The organism is Kribbella sp. VKM Ac-2568, from assembly GCF_004345365.1.
GTDB classification, from domain to species: domain Bacteria; phylum Actinomycetota; class Actinomycetes; order Propionibacteriales; family Kribbellaceae; genus Kribbella; species Kribbella orskensis.
On record NZ_SLVF01000004.1, the window covers coordinates 537,581 to 551,558 of the forward strand.

Annotated in this window: 12 protein-coding genes and 1 pseudogene; 6 read left to right on the forward strand and 7 right to left on the reverse strand. The window is 67.6% G+C overall.

The features are described 5' to 3' along the window. Positions 1 to 74: 74 nt before the first annotated feature. Both EV648_RS13820 and EV648_RS13825 read right to left on the reverse strand, forming a co-directional pair. Positions 75 to 1,754, reverse strand: coding sequence for an ABC transporter substrate-binding protein (locus tag EV648_RS13820; RefSeq protein ID WP_132290119.1), 1,680 nt, complete (start codon positions 1,752 to 1,754; stop codon positions 75 to 77). 197 nt (positions 1,755 to 1,951) lie between these two features. Next, on the reverse strand, positions 1,952 to 2,977 hold the full coding sequence (locus EV648_RS13825; RefSeq protein WP_132290122.1) for a LacI family DNA-binding transcriptional regulator: 1,026 nt from the start codon (positions 2,975 to 2,977) through the stop codon (positions 1,952 to 1,954). Positions 2,978 to 3,277: 300 nt separating this feature from the next. Between EV648_RS13825 and EV648_RS13830 the strand changes: the two genes are divergently transcribed. Both EV648_RS13830 and EV648_RS13835 read left to right on the forward strand, forming a co-directional pair. Next, positions 3,278 to 4,510: an ROK family protein gene (locus EV648_RS13830; protein ID WP_132290125.1), complete on the forward strand. Its 1,233-nt coding sequence runs from the start codon at positions 3,278 to 3,280 to the stop codon at positions 4,508 to 4,510. A 112-nt stretch (positions 4,511 to 4,622) separates the two neighbouring features. Then, a complete protein-coding gene (locus EV648_RS13835; protein WP_132290128.1) occupies positions 4,623 to 5,966 on the forward strand; it encodes a GH1 family beta-glucosidase in 1,344 nt (447 codons plus the stop codon). A 142-nt stretch (positions 5,967 to 6,108) separates the two neighbouring features. Here the strand turns inward: EV648_RS13835 and EV648_RS13840 are convergent, their stop codons facing one another. After that, entirely contained in the window at positions 6,109 to 7,392 is a 1,284-nt protein-coding gene (locus tag EV648_RS13840; protein WP_132290131.1) for a glycoside hydrolase family 16 protein, read from the reverse strand. A 287-nt stretch (positions 7,393 to 7,679) separates the two neighbouring features. Between EV648_RS13840 and EV648_RS13845 the strand changes: the two genes are divergently transcribed. The 3 genes from EV648_RS13845 to EV648_RS13855 all read left to right on the forward strand — a co-directional run bounded on the left by EV648_RS13845 (position 7,680) and on the right by EV648_RS13855 (position 10,955). Then, entirely contained in the window at positions 7,680 to 9,584 is a 1,905-nt protein-coding gene (locus EV648_RS13845; RefSeq protein WP_132290134.1) for a ricin-type beta-trefoil lectin domain protein, read from the forward strand. A gap of 192 nt (positions 9,585 to 9,776) precedes the next feature. After that, on the forward strand, positions 9,777 to 10,598 hold the full coding sequence (locus EV648_RS13850; protein ID WP_132290137.1) for a MerR family transcriptional regulator: 822 nt from the start codon (positions 9,777 to 9,779) through the stop codon (positions 10,596 to 10,598). A gap of 6 nt (positions 10,599 to 10,604) precedes the next feature. Further along, positions 10,605 to 10,955, forward strand: coding sequence for a VOC family protein (locus tag EV648_RS13855; RefSeq protein ID WP_132290140.1), 351 nt, complete (start codon positions 10,605 to 10,607; stop codon positions 10,953 to 10,955). Between the two features lie 59 nt (positions 10,956 to 11,014). Here EV648_RS13855 and EV648_RS13860 read toward each other — a convergent pair whose 3' ends face one another. Genes EV648_RS13860 through EV648_RS13870 form a run of 3 tightly spaced genes read right to left on the reverse strand, consistent with a single transcriptional unit; the run spans position 11,015 to position 12,568 of the window. Then, positions 11,015 to 11,767, reverse strand: coding sequence for a hypothetical protein (locus tag EV648_RS13860; RefSeq protein ID WP_132290143.1), 753 nt, complete (start codon positions 11,765 to 11,767; stop codon positions 11,015 to 11,017). Then, positions 11,764 to 12,078: a helix-turn-helix transcriptional regulator gene (locus tag EV648_RS13865; RefSeq protein WP_132290146.1), complete on the reverse strand. Its 315-nt coding sequence runs from the start codon at positions 12,076 to 12,078 to the stop codon at positions 11,764 to 11,766. The genes EV648_RS13860 and EV648_RS13865 overlap by 4 nt, the downstream gene beginning before the upstream one ends. Before the next feature lie 55 nt (positions 12,079 to 12,133). Further along, on the reverse strand, positions 12,134 to 12,568 hold the full coding sequence (locus EV648_RS13870) for a MarR family winged helix-turn-helix transcriptional regulator (protein ID WP_132290149.1): 435 nt from the start codon (positions 12,566 to 12,568) through the stop codon (positions 12,134 to 12,136). Between the two features lie 82 nt (positions 12,569 to 12,650). On the opposite strand from EV648_RS13870, the gene EV648_RS13875 reads away from it, so the two are divergent. Continuing rightward, positions 12,651 to 13,295, forward strand: a complete 645-nt coding sequence (locus EV648_RS13875; protein ID WP_241995131.1) for a maleylpyruvate isomerase family mycothiol-dependent enzyme — start codon at positions 12,651 to 12,653, stop codon at positions 13,293 to 13,295. A gap of 25 nt (positions 13,296 to 13,320) precedes the next feature. On the opposite strand, the pseudogene EV648_RS13880 reads toward EV648_RS13875, so the two are convergent. Then, positions 13,321 to 13,977 (reverse strand): annotated as a pseudogene (locus EV648_RS13880) (LuxR C-terminal-related transcriptional regulator). Position 13,978: the final 1 nt, after the last annotated feature.

Here is a 13,978-nt window from a genome sequence, read left to right on the forward strand (position 1 = left end):
TTCGGAACTCCTAGCTTGATCGCGGCACCGCGGCCGGGACCCCCAGGTGGAGGGGTCCCGGCCGCGATTGACCTTTAGGCGCCTGCGGGCTTCAGGTTCAGGACGATCTGGAGTGCGTTCTGCTGCGTCGGCTGGGCCGGAGCGTACTGGTTCTGCTCGTCCGGCCAGCCTTCCCAGTTCTTGGTGCTGTAGAGGCCGCCGACGTTGGACGCCGAGGTCGGGATGACGGGCATCTGGTCGACCATGATCTTCTGCAGCGTGTTCAGCGCGGTGGTGCGAGCCGAGTCGTCGGTGGCGTTGGCGTACTCGTCCAGCGCCTTCGTCGCCTCGGCGTTGCTGAACCGGCCGTAGTTGCCGCTGACCTTGCCGGTGCCGACGGGCTTCAGGATCTTGCCGTCCATGATGTTCTGGTAGATGTCGTACGGCGTCGAGCCACCGTTGGTCCAGTGCATCGCGGCGTCGAAGTTGCCCTCGTCGATGGCCTTGAACCAGGCGTCCTGGTTCGCCTTGTCGACGGTGGCCTTGATCCCGATCGTGGACAGGTTGTCCTTGATGATCTCGAGGTCGGTGACGTAGTCGGACCAGCCGGCCGGGTCGGTCAGCGTGATCGTGACCGGCTTGCCGGACGGGTCCTTCAGCACGTCGCCCTCGAGCTTGAAGCCGGCGGAGGCGAGCTCGGCCTTGGCCCCGTCCACGTCCACCGAGTGCTTCTTCTCTTTGAACTCCGGGGCGATGAAGGACTCACCGGCCGGGGTCGGGATACCGGTGACGGACTCGACCTTCGGGTAGAAGTAGCCGGCCTCACCCTGCATGAAGATGTCGTCGCGGTTGATCACCTTGTCCATCGCACGCCGCAGAGCGGGGTTGTCGAAGGGCTTCTTGGTGGTGTTGATCCACAGACCGTGGATACCGAGGTTCGCCGGGAACCAGAGCTTGTGGTGCGCCGGGTCCTTGTCCTGGTACACGGCCTTGACGTTCGGGACGAAGACGAAGCTCCACTCCGAGGCGCCGTTGGCCAGCGCGGTGGTCTGCGCGTTGTTGTCGTTGTACGACGTGTACCGCAGCTCCTTGACCTTCGGGAGCTCCTGCCAATACGAGTCGCGGACCTCCAGCGTGGTGGTCTGCGGGGTGAACGACTTCAGCTTGTACGGCCCGGTGCCGATCGGGTTCTTGATGGTGTCCTGGGTCGGGTCCTTGAGCGTGGACCACTGGGCCTTCGGCACCACGAAGACGGTGAGCACCTTGTTCTGGTTCACGAACTGCGACCGGGTGAAGGTCAGGTCCACCTTGTTGCCGGACGCGGTGATGGTGCCGTAGGGGATCGCGTCACCGTTCAGGCCCTCGTTGTCCTTGCGGAGCTGGAACGAGTACGCGACGTCGTCGGCGGTCATCGGCGTACCGTCGGAGAACTTGACGCCGTCGCGGATGGTGAGCGAGAGCTTGGTGAAGTTGTCGGCCCACTTCCACTCGGTGGCCAGCCACGGCTTGCCGGCCTCGGCGGGCTTGATGCCGTTGATCATCACCAGCGGTTCGTAGATCATCCAGCGGTAGCCCAGCGACGCGCCCGACGACGAGTTGAGGAACGGGTTGTGGTTCTCCGTCTGCGGGCCGTTTGGCATGCCCACGTTCAGCACCGTGGTGGTGCTGGCGGAGCCGGCGGTTTCGTTGTTTCCATCCCCGTTGCTGCAGGCAGCAAGTGTGACTGCCGCGAGCAGGCCCGTGAGGGCTAGCGCGACTGAGCGTCGAGCTCGCATCGTTCCTCCTGTGTTTCGTCCAACTGGTTGGCGGTGACTGTCGGATGACTGTCGGATGACTGTCGGGTGGAGCCTGGGGGGCCTTCGCATGGTGCCGTGAAAGCGCTCTCATGGGAATATCGACGGCGCTAACAGATCGGTATCGGTGTCTTTGGTCCGAGCGGCGGGGCAGGGGCAGCTACCCCGCCGCCGGGGTCCTAGGTGTGCTGGGCTGGGCGGGCGGGCGCGGGGGCGGTCGAGCTGCGGACGATCAGCGTCGTGGGCAGCACTCTGGGCTCCTCGGGCAGCGGCTGGCCCCCGAAGTAGCCCATCAGCATCCGGGCCGCGGCCTGACCCATCTGGCGCATCGGCTGATGCACCGTGGTCAACGGCGGTTCGGTGTGCTGGGCGTAGGGGATGTCGTCGAAGCCGACCACCGACACGTCGTTCGGCACGTTCCGGCCGGTCTCGCGGACGGCCTGGATGGCGCCGCCGGCGGACAGGTCGTTGTGCGCGAAGATCGAGTCGAACTTCAGGCCTGCGTCGAGTGCCTGCTGGACGCCTCGGCGGCCGCAGTCGTGGGTGAAGTCGCCTTCGAAGACGAGCCGTGGGTCCAGCTCGATGCCGGCCGCCGAATAGGTGTCGCGGAAACCGTCCAGGCGTTCGTGGGTGCAGCCGAACCAGCCCACGCCGGTGATCGCCAGCGGCCGGTGCCGGCCGAGCTCCAGCAGATGCTGGGCTGCGGCCGCGCCGCCGGCGCGGTTGGTGGTGGCGACGGACGGGAACAGGGGCTGCTTGGCCCGGTCGTCGATCAGTACGACGGGCAAGCCGCGGGAGTGCAGTTGTTCGATGTAGGCGAGCGTGCCTTCCGGCTCGATCACCAGCAGGCCGTCGAAGGACTGGGCCGAGACCTGGGAGGCGAACTGCTGCATGGATTCCTCACCCCGGTTGCAGGTGAACAGCAGCAGGCCGTAGCCCTCGGACTCGACCACGTCCACCGCGCCTTGCAGCACCTCGCCCATCCAGGGCCAGGTGAGCGAGGGGACCAGCATCCCGACGATCCGCGTCCGGCCACGAGCCAGGCCGACGGCGCGGGCGCTGGGCACGTAGCCGAGCTCCGCGATCACCTGGCGGACCCGCTCGGCGGTGCGCAGGTCGAGCTCGCCCTTGCCGTTGAGGACGCGCGAGACGGTGGTCTTACTGACGCCGGCTCGGGCCGCGACGTCGGCGATGGTGATCGACACTTCAGCTCCCCTCGGGCGGTCGGGGCGTGGGCGGGACTTCTGTTGCCGGTGTGTGAACGGGAGGTTCGGAACCGGTTTCGGAAGCGGTTCCGTAGAGTGAAGCGGAGTGAGTCAGGTCACGTCAATCACGGCGAGATAACGAAACAGACCTAAGTTCACGATTTGTAGGAAGTCCGCCGCGCGGGTGTGCTCCAGCCCTTCCGGTCCGGTCCTGGTGCATGATGGACTTCGGGATGCGGGATCGATTTCAGCGGTCCGCACGAGCTGTCGGCGGCACTTTCAAGGGCGGGGTCACACGAGATGGATGTACGTCGGACCACTGTGCGCGACATGCGCCGGTCCAACCGCTCCGTGATCCTGACCAGCATCTACCGCGACGGCCCGCTCAGCCGCTACGAGCTGGGCCACCAGACCTCATTGAGCGCCGCGAGCGTGAGCAACCTGGTCGGCGAACTGCTGGACGAGGGTGTCGTCGAGGAGGCCGGGTCGGTCGAGTCCGACGGCGGCCGGCCGCGCGTGCTGCTGCGCGTCGCCCCGACCTTCGGGTATGTCGTCGGTGCGGAGGTGGGGGAGACCCGCGTCCGGGTTGAGCTTTTCGACCTTGCGATGAAGGTGCTCGCGACCGCGGTCTACCCGATCGAAACGGCGAAGCCTGCTCCCGAGTTGGCCGTGAAGTACGTGCTGCAAGGCCTCAACGCGGTGATCGGCGAGGTCGGGATATCGCCTGGGCAGGTCCTCGGCATGGGTGTCGCCGTCGCAGGTGTTGTCGAAGGGCCCGCTGATGCGATCGTCCACGCGCAGACGCTCGGCTGGGATGCCGTACCGCTGGGCGCGATGCTCGCCGCCGGGACCGACATCCCGATCCAGGTCGACAACGGCGCGAACACCCTCGGCCAGGCCGAGATGTGGTTCGGTGCCGGCCGCGGTGCGACCGATGCCGTGGTGGCGCTGGTCGGCTCCGGCGTCGGCGCGGCCCTTGTCACCGGTGGATCCAGCTACCGCGGCACCCGCAGCAGCGCCGGCGAGTGGGGTCACACGACGATCGTGTACGGCGGTCGCAAGTGCAGGTGCGGCGCCGAAGGATGCCTCGAGGCGTACGTCGGCGCCGAGGGCGTGCTCGAGCGGTTCCAGCTCGCCAACGGCGGACAGCCCGCACCGGGTGGTGACGAGGAGGCAGCCTTCATCGGCGTGCTCGACTCGGTCGGTACGTCGGAGGTGGCGGCCAAGGTCGTCGAAGACACCATCGGGTACCTCGGCGCGGGTTTCGCCAACCTGGTGAACCTCTTCAACCCGGAGCGGATCGTGCTCGGCGGCTGGTCCGGGCTGTTGCTGGGTGAGCGGTACCTCCCGCAACTCCGCGAGGCCGTCGGCAAGCACGCGCTTCGCCAGCCGTACGCCCAGGTCTCCATCGAGCTGTGCGAGCTCGGCCGCGACGCCGTGGCGATGGGCGCCGCCACCCTGCCGGTACTCCGCCTCCTCCGCGAAGGCGGCGCCACCCCACGCGAACCGGGTCTCGTCGCCCGAGCCCGCTGACGCCACCGCTCAAGACGGCCGCTTCGTTCCGGAACGCGGCCGTCTGCTTCTGCGGGTTCAGGACTTCAACTATCCTTTGAAAAAACCTACCTCTACCCCATGGGGGTCACCGATGGTCGAGCTCTCCCCGCTCCGGCAGGACTTCGTCTGGGGTACCGCCACCTCGGCGTACCAGATCGAAGGCGCGATCGACGCCGATGGCCGGTTGCCGTCGATCTGGGACACGTTCTGCCGGGTGCCCGGCGCGATCGAAAACGGCGACACCGGTGACGTCGCGTGCGACTCGTACCACCGCTGGCCGGAGGATCTCGCCCTGCTGAAGCAGCTCGGGGTGGACGCGTACCGCTTCTCGATCGCCTGGCCGCGGGTGATCCCCACCGGCTCCGGCGCCGTGAACGCGCCCGGCCTGGACTACTACGACCGGATGGTCGACGATTTGCTTGCCGAGGGCATCAAACCCTTCGTCACCTTGTACCACTGGGATCTGCCGCAGGCGCTGCAGGATCTCGGCGGCTGGGAGAACCGCGACACGGCGTACCGGTTCGCGGAGTACGCAGGGGTCGTCGGCGCGAAGCTCGGCGACCGGGTCCACGACTGGGTGACCCTGAACGAGCCGTTGTGCTCGGCCTGGATCGGCCACTGGGAAGGGCGGATGGCACCGGGCATCAAGGACCCCGCGATCGCGGTGCGCGCGTCGTACAACCTGATGCTGGCGCACGGTCTCGGGGTCGCCGCGCTGCGCGAGTCCGCGCCGGAGCCGCCGTCGGTCGGGCTCGTAGTGAACCTCAGCCCGTGCGAGCCGGCCAGCGCCAGTGCCGCCGACATCCGCGCGTCGCAGATCGCCGACGGGCACATCAACCGCTGGTGGCTCGACCCGCTGTTCGGCCGCGGCTTCCCGGCGGACATGACCGAGGTGTACGGCGTGGAGCTCCCCGAGCAGCCGGGTGACGCGGAGATCATCGCGTCGCCGACGGACTTCGTCGGGCTGAACTACTACTTCCGCCAGCTCATCAAGGCCGACGAATCCGTTCCTGTGCTCGGATTCAGCCAGGTCGGGGGCCCGAACCCCGAGCACACGATGCTCGACTGGGAGGTCCACCCGGCCGGTCTCGAGGAGCTGATCCTCCGGCTGGCCAAGGAGTACGGCGCCGAGAAGATCTACATCACCGAGAACGGCTCCGCCTGGGTCGACTCACCCGACGCGTCCTTCAACGTCGACGACCCGAATCGGACAGCCTACCTGGAAGGCCACCTGGCCGCCTGCGTCCGCGCCGTCGAGCAGGGCGCCCCGCTGGCCGGCTACTTCGCCTGGTCCCTGATGGACAACTTCGAGTGGGCCTACGGTTACGAGCCCCGCTTCGGCCTCGCGTACGTCGACTACCCCACCGGCAAGCGCGTCATGAAGACCAGCGGCAAGACCTACACCAAGCTCATCGAGAGCCACCGCACCCCCTGACCCACTATCCTCCCGCCCTCCCGCCCTCTGAAGGGTCAACCCCTCAGAGGGCGGGTTGCCCCACCAGAATCTGATGGGGCAACCCCTCCTCGCAGGGGTTAACCCCCGCGAGGAGGGCGAGCGGGTTGGGGTGTTGGAAGGGCTAGATGGTCCACTTCTGGGCAGGGGTGCCGTTGCAGGTCCAGATCTGTAGGCGGTTGCCGTTGGCGGCGTTGCCGGACGGGACGTCCAGGCACTTGTTCGCCTGTGGGTTCACCAGGTCGTGGGCGCCGGTGTAGGTCCATTGCTGGGCGGGGTTGCCACTGCAGGTGGCTATCTGGAGCTTGGTGCCGTCGGCGGTTCCGCCTCCGGCGACGTCCAGGCACTTGCCGAGGGCGCGGATCGTGCCGTCACCCGGACGGGTCCACTGCTGGGCGCCGGAGCCATTGCAGTCGTACAGCTGGACCGGCGTGCCGTCGGCCGAGTTCGCCGCGGCGACATCCATGCACTTGCCGAGCGCCGTGATCTGGCCGCCACCACCACCGCCTCCGCTGAGGCTGCTGACCCGGACGTAGTCGACCGTCATCGTCTGCGGCATCTGCGTGCTGCCGTCGGGGTAGCCCGGCCAGTAGCCGCCCACCGCCACGTTCATGATCATGAAGAACGGGTGGTTGTAGACCCAGGTCTTGCCGCCGAGGTCGGCCGGAGTGCGCCGCTGGTACTGGACTCCGTCGACGTACCAGGTGATCGAGTTCGGCTCCCAGTCGACCGTGTAGGTATGGAACCCGTTCCTGAACGGCTGTCCGTTGGGCGAGTTGTACGCCGCGCCGATCCCGCCGGCGCCGGAGTACCCCGGGCCGTGGATGGTGCCGTGCACGATGTTCGGCTCCCTGCCGATGTTCTCCATGATGTCGATCTCGCCGTCGTTCGGCCAGTTGCCGCCGCCGAGCATCCAGAAGGCGGGCCAGACCCCTTGGGTCCCGGGGATCTTCATCCGGGCCTCGAAGCGTCCGTACGTCTGGGTGAAGGTCTGGGCGGTGAGCAACCGGGCCGACGTGTACTGGCAGGGGCCGTAGTGGCAGGTGAAGCCGCCGCTCTCCTGGCGCGCCGTGATCACCAGGTTTCCGGCGCCGTCCTTGGCGGCGTTGCGGGTGCTGTTGGTGTAGTACTGCCGCTCGTCGTTGCCCCAACCGGAGCCACCGATGTCGTAGCGCCACTTGCTGGAGTCGGGCGCCTGGCCGGACGGGCCGTCGAAGTTGTCCTCCCAGATGGTCGGACCCACCGCCGCGGCGGCCATCGGAACACCCGCGGGAGCGGATTTGGCGGCCGTAGTACCGAGGGCCGTGGTACCGGCGGTGGCGGAGGATTGGAGCAGAGCGGTGCCGAGCAGTGCGGCGCCGGCCGCGAGCAGGGCTGTGGTTCGGAATCGGGGACGCTGGAACCTCATGCGTGCCTCATTTCTCGTTCGGCCGGACGGTCGATAGTCCGGCCGTGGGGGCGGGGGCGGGACTGGAACGAGACAGGGAATCGCTGGGACGCAGCTTGGTGTGAGAACGCTCCCACGTCAAGACCAGGCATAAATATAAGTCGTGAAAAAAGTCTCGCCGTGGCGTTGACACCGCCCTGTACCGATGGTTACCTCATGGTGACCACCTGTTGCGGCGCGGGCAGACGCCGACACCCGGGGGTCCCATCCGCCCTGTGAAAGCCCTTGAGCAAAAGGGAGATTCCGCTATGCCCCCGAACGGGACCTCATACCGCGGTACTCGCCGCCGACGCCTTCTTCCTGCCCTGGCAGGGCTCGCCACCCTGTGCGTGACCGCGACCGGTCTGAGCATCGGCACCTCGCAGCCCGCGCACGCCGCGGGTGAGCAGGTGAACGTCTGGCTGACCACCACGAACGACGCCGGCGGCCGGAACGTGACGCGCGGGCTGCAGCAGCAGACGCCGGTCAACTTCGGCCCGGCCGGTGGCAGCGCGAACCAGACCGTCAACGTCAACGAGAACACGACGTACCAGACGTTCGAGGGTGGTGGCGCGTCCTTCACCGACAGCGCCGCCTGGCTGCTGAACAGCAGCAACACGATCACCGCGGCGACCCGCGACCAGGTGATGAAGGACCTGTTCGACCCGGTGAACGGCATCGGCCTGGCCTTCACCCGCAACCCGATGGGCGCCTCGGACCTGGCCCGGTTCAACTACTCCTACGACGACACCTGCTGCGACCTGAACGACTTCAGCATCAACCATGACCTGGCGGACGTGGTCCCGCTGACCAAGCAGGCGAAGCAGTTGAATCCGGCGCTCAAGGTCAAGGGCGCGCCGTGGAGCGCGCCGGCCTGGATGAAGGACAACAACAAGTTCACCAACCGCGGCTGGCTCAAGGCGGAGTACTACCCGCTCTACGCGCAGTACTTCGTGAAGTACGTCCAGCAGAACGCGGCGCAGGGACTGAAGATCGACTACGTGTCGGTGCAGAACGAGCCGACCTGCTGCGGTACCGATGACACTGGCTACGCGTCGATGAACTGGAACGGCGCCGGGCTGCTGAACTTCACCAAGAACCACCTGATCCCGGCGTTCCGGGCGGCCGGCATCACCACGAAGGTGCTGATCCTCGACTACAACTGGGGCAACTACAACGACCTCGGCGCTGTCCCGCTGGCGGATGCCGGGCTGCGCAACGACCCGCTGTTCGGCGGTATCGCCTGGCACGGGTACGGCGGTGACGTGAACCTGCAGACGACGGTGCACAACCAGTACCCGGCCGTGAACCACTACATGACCGAGCACTCCGGCGGCACCTGGATCGCGAACCAGCAGACTGAGGACATGAACAACCTGATCGACTACACCCGGAACTGGAGCAAGTCCTGGGTCAAGTGGAGCCTCGGCCAGGACCAGAACATGCTTCCGTACGTCGGTGCCGGGTGCAACGTGTGCACCGGCCTCGTCACCATCCAGCGCGGTGGGGCCCGGGCCGGACAGGTCGACAAGACCGTCGAGTATTACACGATGGGACACCTGACCAAGTTCGTGAAGCCGGGTGCGGCGCGGATCCAGTCCGACGCGAACAACTCGGTGAAGAACGTGGCCTGGAAGAACCCGGACGGGTCGAAGGCGCTGATCGCCTACAACACCACCGGTGGTTCGCAGTCGGTGCGGGTGAACTGGGGCAACCAGTCCTTCGTCTACACGCTGCCCACCAAGACCTCGGCGACCTTCACCTGGTCCGGCACCCAGAGCGGTGGCGGCGGAGGCGGCGGGGGCCAGATCACCGGTCTGGCCGGCAAGTGCGTCGACGTCGCCGGAGCGAACACCGCCGACGGCACCGTGGTCGACCTGTACGACTGCAACGGTACTGCGGCCCAGCAGTGGACCCGGCCCGGTGACGGCACGGTCCGCGCGCTCGGCAAGTGCCTCGACGTCAGCGCTGGTTCGACCGCCGACGGCGCCAAGGTACAGCTGTATTCGTGCAACGGCAGCGCTGCCCAGCAATGGACCTATACGAGTGGATGGGATCTGGTGAACCCGCAGGCGAACAAGTGTCTCGATGTCACCGGCAACAACTCCGCAAACGGCACACCGCTGCAGATCTGGTCCTGCACGGGAGCTGCGAACCAGAAGTGGAACGCCTGACCACCCACTGACCGGGTGTCCGCACGGGGACACCTCCGGATCGACCGTCACCGCGCCCCCGGTGGCGGTCGATCCGTTTCTACCCCTGGTACGGCGAACGGCGGCTGGGCGCGGGTGTTCGTGCTCCGGGCTCGCGGGATCTTTTCGGGTGGGGTTTGACCCTCCGGTCGCCGGAGGGTGGAAGCTTTGGTCATGACCGCGTCGGTGACCATCGGTGAGTTCTCCCGGCTCACGCATCTGAGCGTGAAAACGCTGCACCACTATCACGAGATCGGCCTGCTCGCGCCGGCCCGGATCGACCCGTCCTCCGGGTATCGGCGGTACGAGACCACCCAGGTCCCGACCGCGCAGCTGATCCGCCGGCTCCGGGATCTGCAGATGCCGCTGGCCCAGGTCCGCTCGGTGGTCGAGGCGCCGGACGTCGCGTCCCGGGACCAGGCGCTGCGGCAGCACCTGGACCAGATGGAGCAGGAACTCGTTCGCACCCGCGAGGTGGTCGCCTCGCTCCGGTCAATGCTCACCCTGCCGATCTCGGACTTCACCGTCGAGTACCGGTTCGTGCCCGCCTTCCGCGCGTACTCGATGTCCGCGCGGGTGGAGAGAACGCGGATCGACCAGTGGTGCGAGACCACCTTCGGCCTGCTCGGCGAAATCGCCGGCACGCACGGGATCACGGCCACCGCGGGAGCGACGTACAGCGACGAGTTCTTCACCGAGGATGTCGGCGAGGTGGTCGGGTTCCTGCCGGTGGCGCCGGACTCCCCGGCGATCGAGCGGGTCGGGCTGATCGACCTGCCGGCCTCGTTCTTCGCGGTGACCGTGCACGAAGGGCCGTTCACCGACTTCGACCGCACCTATGGCGCACTCGGCAGCCACGTCGCGGAGTACTGCGAGATCGCGCCTGGGCCGATCCGCGAGCTGTACGTCGTGGGCCCGGGCGACAACGCCGGCCCCGACGACTTCCGTACCGAGATCTGCTGGCCGATCCAGCGGATCCCCACTCTGAAAGGTTGATTCCCCATGCCCATCACCCTCGAGCACGTCACCTTCGACTGCGCCGACGCCGCCGCACTGGCCGGCTTCTGGGCCCAGGTGCTGTCTCAGCAGGTCGATGCTGACGGCAACGAGTTCTTCGCCACCGTGAACAAGGCGGGCGACGGGCCGGCGCTGATGTTCATCCAGGTGCCGGAGGAGCGGGCCGGCAAGAACCGGCTGCACCTCGACCTCGCGACCGCCGACTGGGCCGCCGAGGTGGACCGGATCGTCGGGCTGGGCGCCAAGCGGGTCGGTGAGTACGACGAGTACGGCGCGCACTGGGTCACCCTCGCCGATCCGGAAGGCAACGTCTTCGACCTCGCCGAGATCCGCTGACTCCGTTGACGATCCGTTGATTCCCTGACGCGCCGGGCTCCCCACTCCGGCCCGGCGCGTCAGGCGGTGCGCGGTTGGTAACGGCGGCCGTCGGTGGTCGCGCGGTCGGTGTCGACCAGTTCGTCGAGGAGCTCGCGGGCCTGGGGTGTGGACCAGCGGAAGGCCCGGGCCAGTTCGGCGGGGGAGGTGTCGAGCATCGTGTCGAGGTACTGCGCGGCCGCCTGGCTGTGATCGCGGCGGCCGCCGACGTCGAACTGCTCGCAGGTCAACGTCAGGAGCGCGGCGGGCCACCCGTTGCTCGACTCCTCGACGCCTGCCGTGGTGACCAGCAGGTTGCGCTGCAGTTCAGCAATCGCTCGTTGGTACCTGTTGCGGTCGCCGAGCAGGGAGCGCAGGGCAGCACTCGAGAGCGGCTTTACCGCCAGCGCCTCGGCGATCTCGTGCGCTGCCGGTGACAACTCGAGTTCCTCGTGGTCGTCGAGTTCACCCGCTCCTGGATAGAGGACGGCCAGGAGTGCGGGGGAGAGGAATGAGCCACGCCCGCCGAGGTAAGCGCCGTACCAGGCCAGTCCGCGGCGGGGGAGTTCGTCCTTCCAGCCCCAGACCTTCTGCTCGTTCTCGCCCATGCCGGTGCCGAACGGCTCGTCGTCCTCCCCGGCGACGGCCTCCCACAAGGACGGGCCGATCGGCCGCGGTGCCGGGAAGAGCAGCGCGAAGCCGACGTCCTCCACGAACTTGCCGGCTCGCTGCACCGAGCCGACCCGGCCGCCCCGCACCCACCATCGGCGGGCGCGCTGTTCTTCAGGAGTCACCGGTCGTCGCTCATCCGGTCGAGGTGGGACTCCAGCGCGTCCAGGCGGTCGCGCCACAGGTCGCGGTACGGCTCCAGCCAGGCGTCGATCTCGACGAGAGGCGCCGGCCGGAGGCGATACCACCGGCGCTGGGCGTCCTGGCGTACGTCGACCAGCCCGGCGTCGCGCAGTACCTTCAAGTGCTTGGAGACGGCCGGCTGACTGAGCGGGAGTTGCTCGACCAGTTCCCCGACCGGCCGCTCACCTCCGCGCAGCAGGTCGAGGATCTCCCGCCGCCGCGGCTCGGCGAGCACCTCGAACGTAGTTGCCATACCAGGAATATAACCGCCTGAGCTCCTCGCGACTGCAGGGACTGTCAGACACGCCCTAGGCGTACGGGTCTGTGATCTCTCGCAAGGAGGTCAGGGCTTTGCGGAGCTGGGCGGCTTGGGCGGTACCGAGGTGGGCGGTCCATTCGGCTTCGACCTCGGCGACGACCGCGTCGGCGACGGGCATCGTCCGGTGTCCTCGCTCAGCGATCTGGACCAGGCGGGCCCGGGCGTCGGTCGGGTCCGGGACGCGGCGGACGTAGCCGGAGCGCTCGAGTTGGTCGACGAGGAAACCGGCCGTCTGTTTGGTTACCCGGGCCTGTTCGGCGAGCTCGGTCAGCCGAGTGCCATTTGGTCCGATCCGCTGGAAGATCCGCGCCTGTGCGGGGGTGAAGTCGTCGAACCCGGCCGCCGCGAGGGCATCGAACACCCGGTTCTCCAGCGCGCGGTACGGGATGAAGAGCAGCAATCCGAGATTCAGGTCGTCCGGCACCTCCCCATCTTGACCGGTAGTCAGAGAAGCTGTCTAATATGGTCAGAGAGGCTTACTAGATCGTTGCGGATGTCCGGGGGCCATGATGGAAGTTGAGCAGATCTGGCGGTACGTCGACTCCGAGCGCGCGAGTCTCGCCGAATTCCTGTCGGGGCTGAGCGCCGCCGAGTGGACGACGCCCTCCCTGTGCTCGGGCTGGACCGTCCAGGCGGTCGCCGCGCACGTGATCTCCTCGCCCCAAGCCCGGGCCTGGCCCGTGGTGGCCGGCCTGATCCGGTACCGGGGCGACTTCAACCGGCTCATCCTCGAGGAAGGCCACCGCGCGGCCGCGACGCACTCACCCGAGCAGATCATCGCGCAGTACCACCAGTACGCGGGATCGCGCCGCCATCCACTCGGTACGACGCCGGCGGATCCCCTGCTCGACGTACTGATCCACGGCCAGGACATAACCATCCCCCTCGGCTACCGCCGCGAGATGCCACCCGAGGCAGCCCGAGCCGCGGCAGACCGGATCTGGACAAAGTCCTTCCCCTTCAAAGCCCGCAAACGCCTGGCCGGGGTCCGCCTGGTCGCCACCGACATCCCCTGGACCGCCGGCCAGGGCCCCGAAATCCGCGGCCCCATCTCCGCCGTGCTCCTGCTCCTGTCCAACCGCCCCACCCCAGCCCACCCCCACCTCTCCGGCCCCGGCCTCCCAACCCTCCACCCCACCACCTACTCCTGACCCGGCCTTCGTCAGGCGTTGGGAGTCAGGTGCCGAGGTAGCGGAGGATGGCCAGGACTCGGCGGCTGTACCCGGTGACGTGGTTGAGGGCGAACTTGTCGAAGATCGAGTTGATGTGTTTCTCGACGGCGCTCTACGAGATGAAGAGTTGCTCGGCGATGCTCGGGTTGGTGTGGCCCTCGGCCATCGCGGCGAGGACCTCCTGCTCTCGCTTGGTGAGCTGGCTGAGCGGATCGGTGTGAGTGGTGCGCGCGAGCAGTTGGCGGACCATGTCCGGGTCGAAGGCGACACCACCCGCGCCGACGCGTTCCAGCGCGGCGAGGAACTCCTCGACCCGCATCACCCGGTCCTTCAGCAGATAGCCGACGCCGTCCTGCTCCGAGGTGATCAGCTCGGTCGCGTACGCCTTCTCGACGTACTGCGACAACACGAGAACGCCCACCGACGGCCAGCGGGAACGGATCGTCAACGCGGCGCGGATGCCTTCGTCGGTGTGCGTCGGCGGCATCCGTACGTCGACCACGATGACGTCGGGCAGGTCCGCTTCGGCGGCGGATTCGACAGCCTGCACCAGGGAATCGCCATCGCCGACCGCCGCGAGCACCTCGTGGTTCTCCTCGACAAGCAGCCGGGCAAGGCCCACGCGCAAAAGGGTCGAGTCCTCGGCCAGGATCACCCGCACA

Coding starts and splice junctions, on each gene's coding strand:
- EV648_RS13820 (WP_132290119.1), bottom strand. CDS start 1,754: ATGCGAGCTCGACGCTCAGTCGCGCTAGCCCTCACGGGCCTGCTCGCG.
- EV648_RS13830 (WP_132290125.1), top strand. CDS start 3,278: ATGGATGTACGTCGGACCACTGTGCGCGACATGCGCCGGTCCAACCGC.
- EV648_RS13835 (WP_132290128.1), top strand. CDS start 4,623: ATGGTCGAGCTCTCCCCGCTCCGGCAGGACTTCGTCTGGGGTACCGCC.
- EV648_RS13840 (WP_132290131.1), bottom strand. CDS start 7,392: ATGAGGTTCCAGCGTCCCCGATTCCGAACCACAGCCCTGCTCGCGGCC.
- EV648_RS13845 (WP_132290134.1), top strand. CDS start 7,680: ATGCCCCCGAACGGGACCTCATACCGCGGTACTCGCCGCCGACGCCTT.
- EV648_RS13850 (WP_132290137.1), top strand. CDS start 9,777: ATGACCGCGTCGGTGACCATCGGTGAGTTCTCCCGGCTCACGCATCTG.
- EV648_RS13855 (WP_132290140.1), top strand. CDS start 10,605: ATGCCCATCACCCTCGAGCACGTCACCTTCGACTGCGCCGACGCCGCC.
- EV648_RS13865 (WP_132290146.1), bottom strand. CDS start 12,078: ATGGCAACTACGTTCGAGGTGCTCGCCGAGCCGCGGCGGCGGGAGATC.
- EV648_RS13875 (WP_241995131.1), top strand. CDS start 12,651: ATGATGGAAGTTGAGCAGATCTGGCGGTACGTCGACTCCGAGCGCGCG.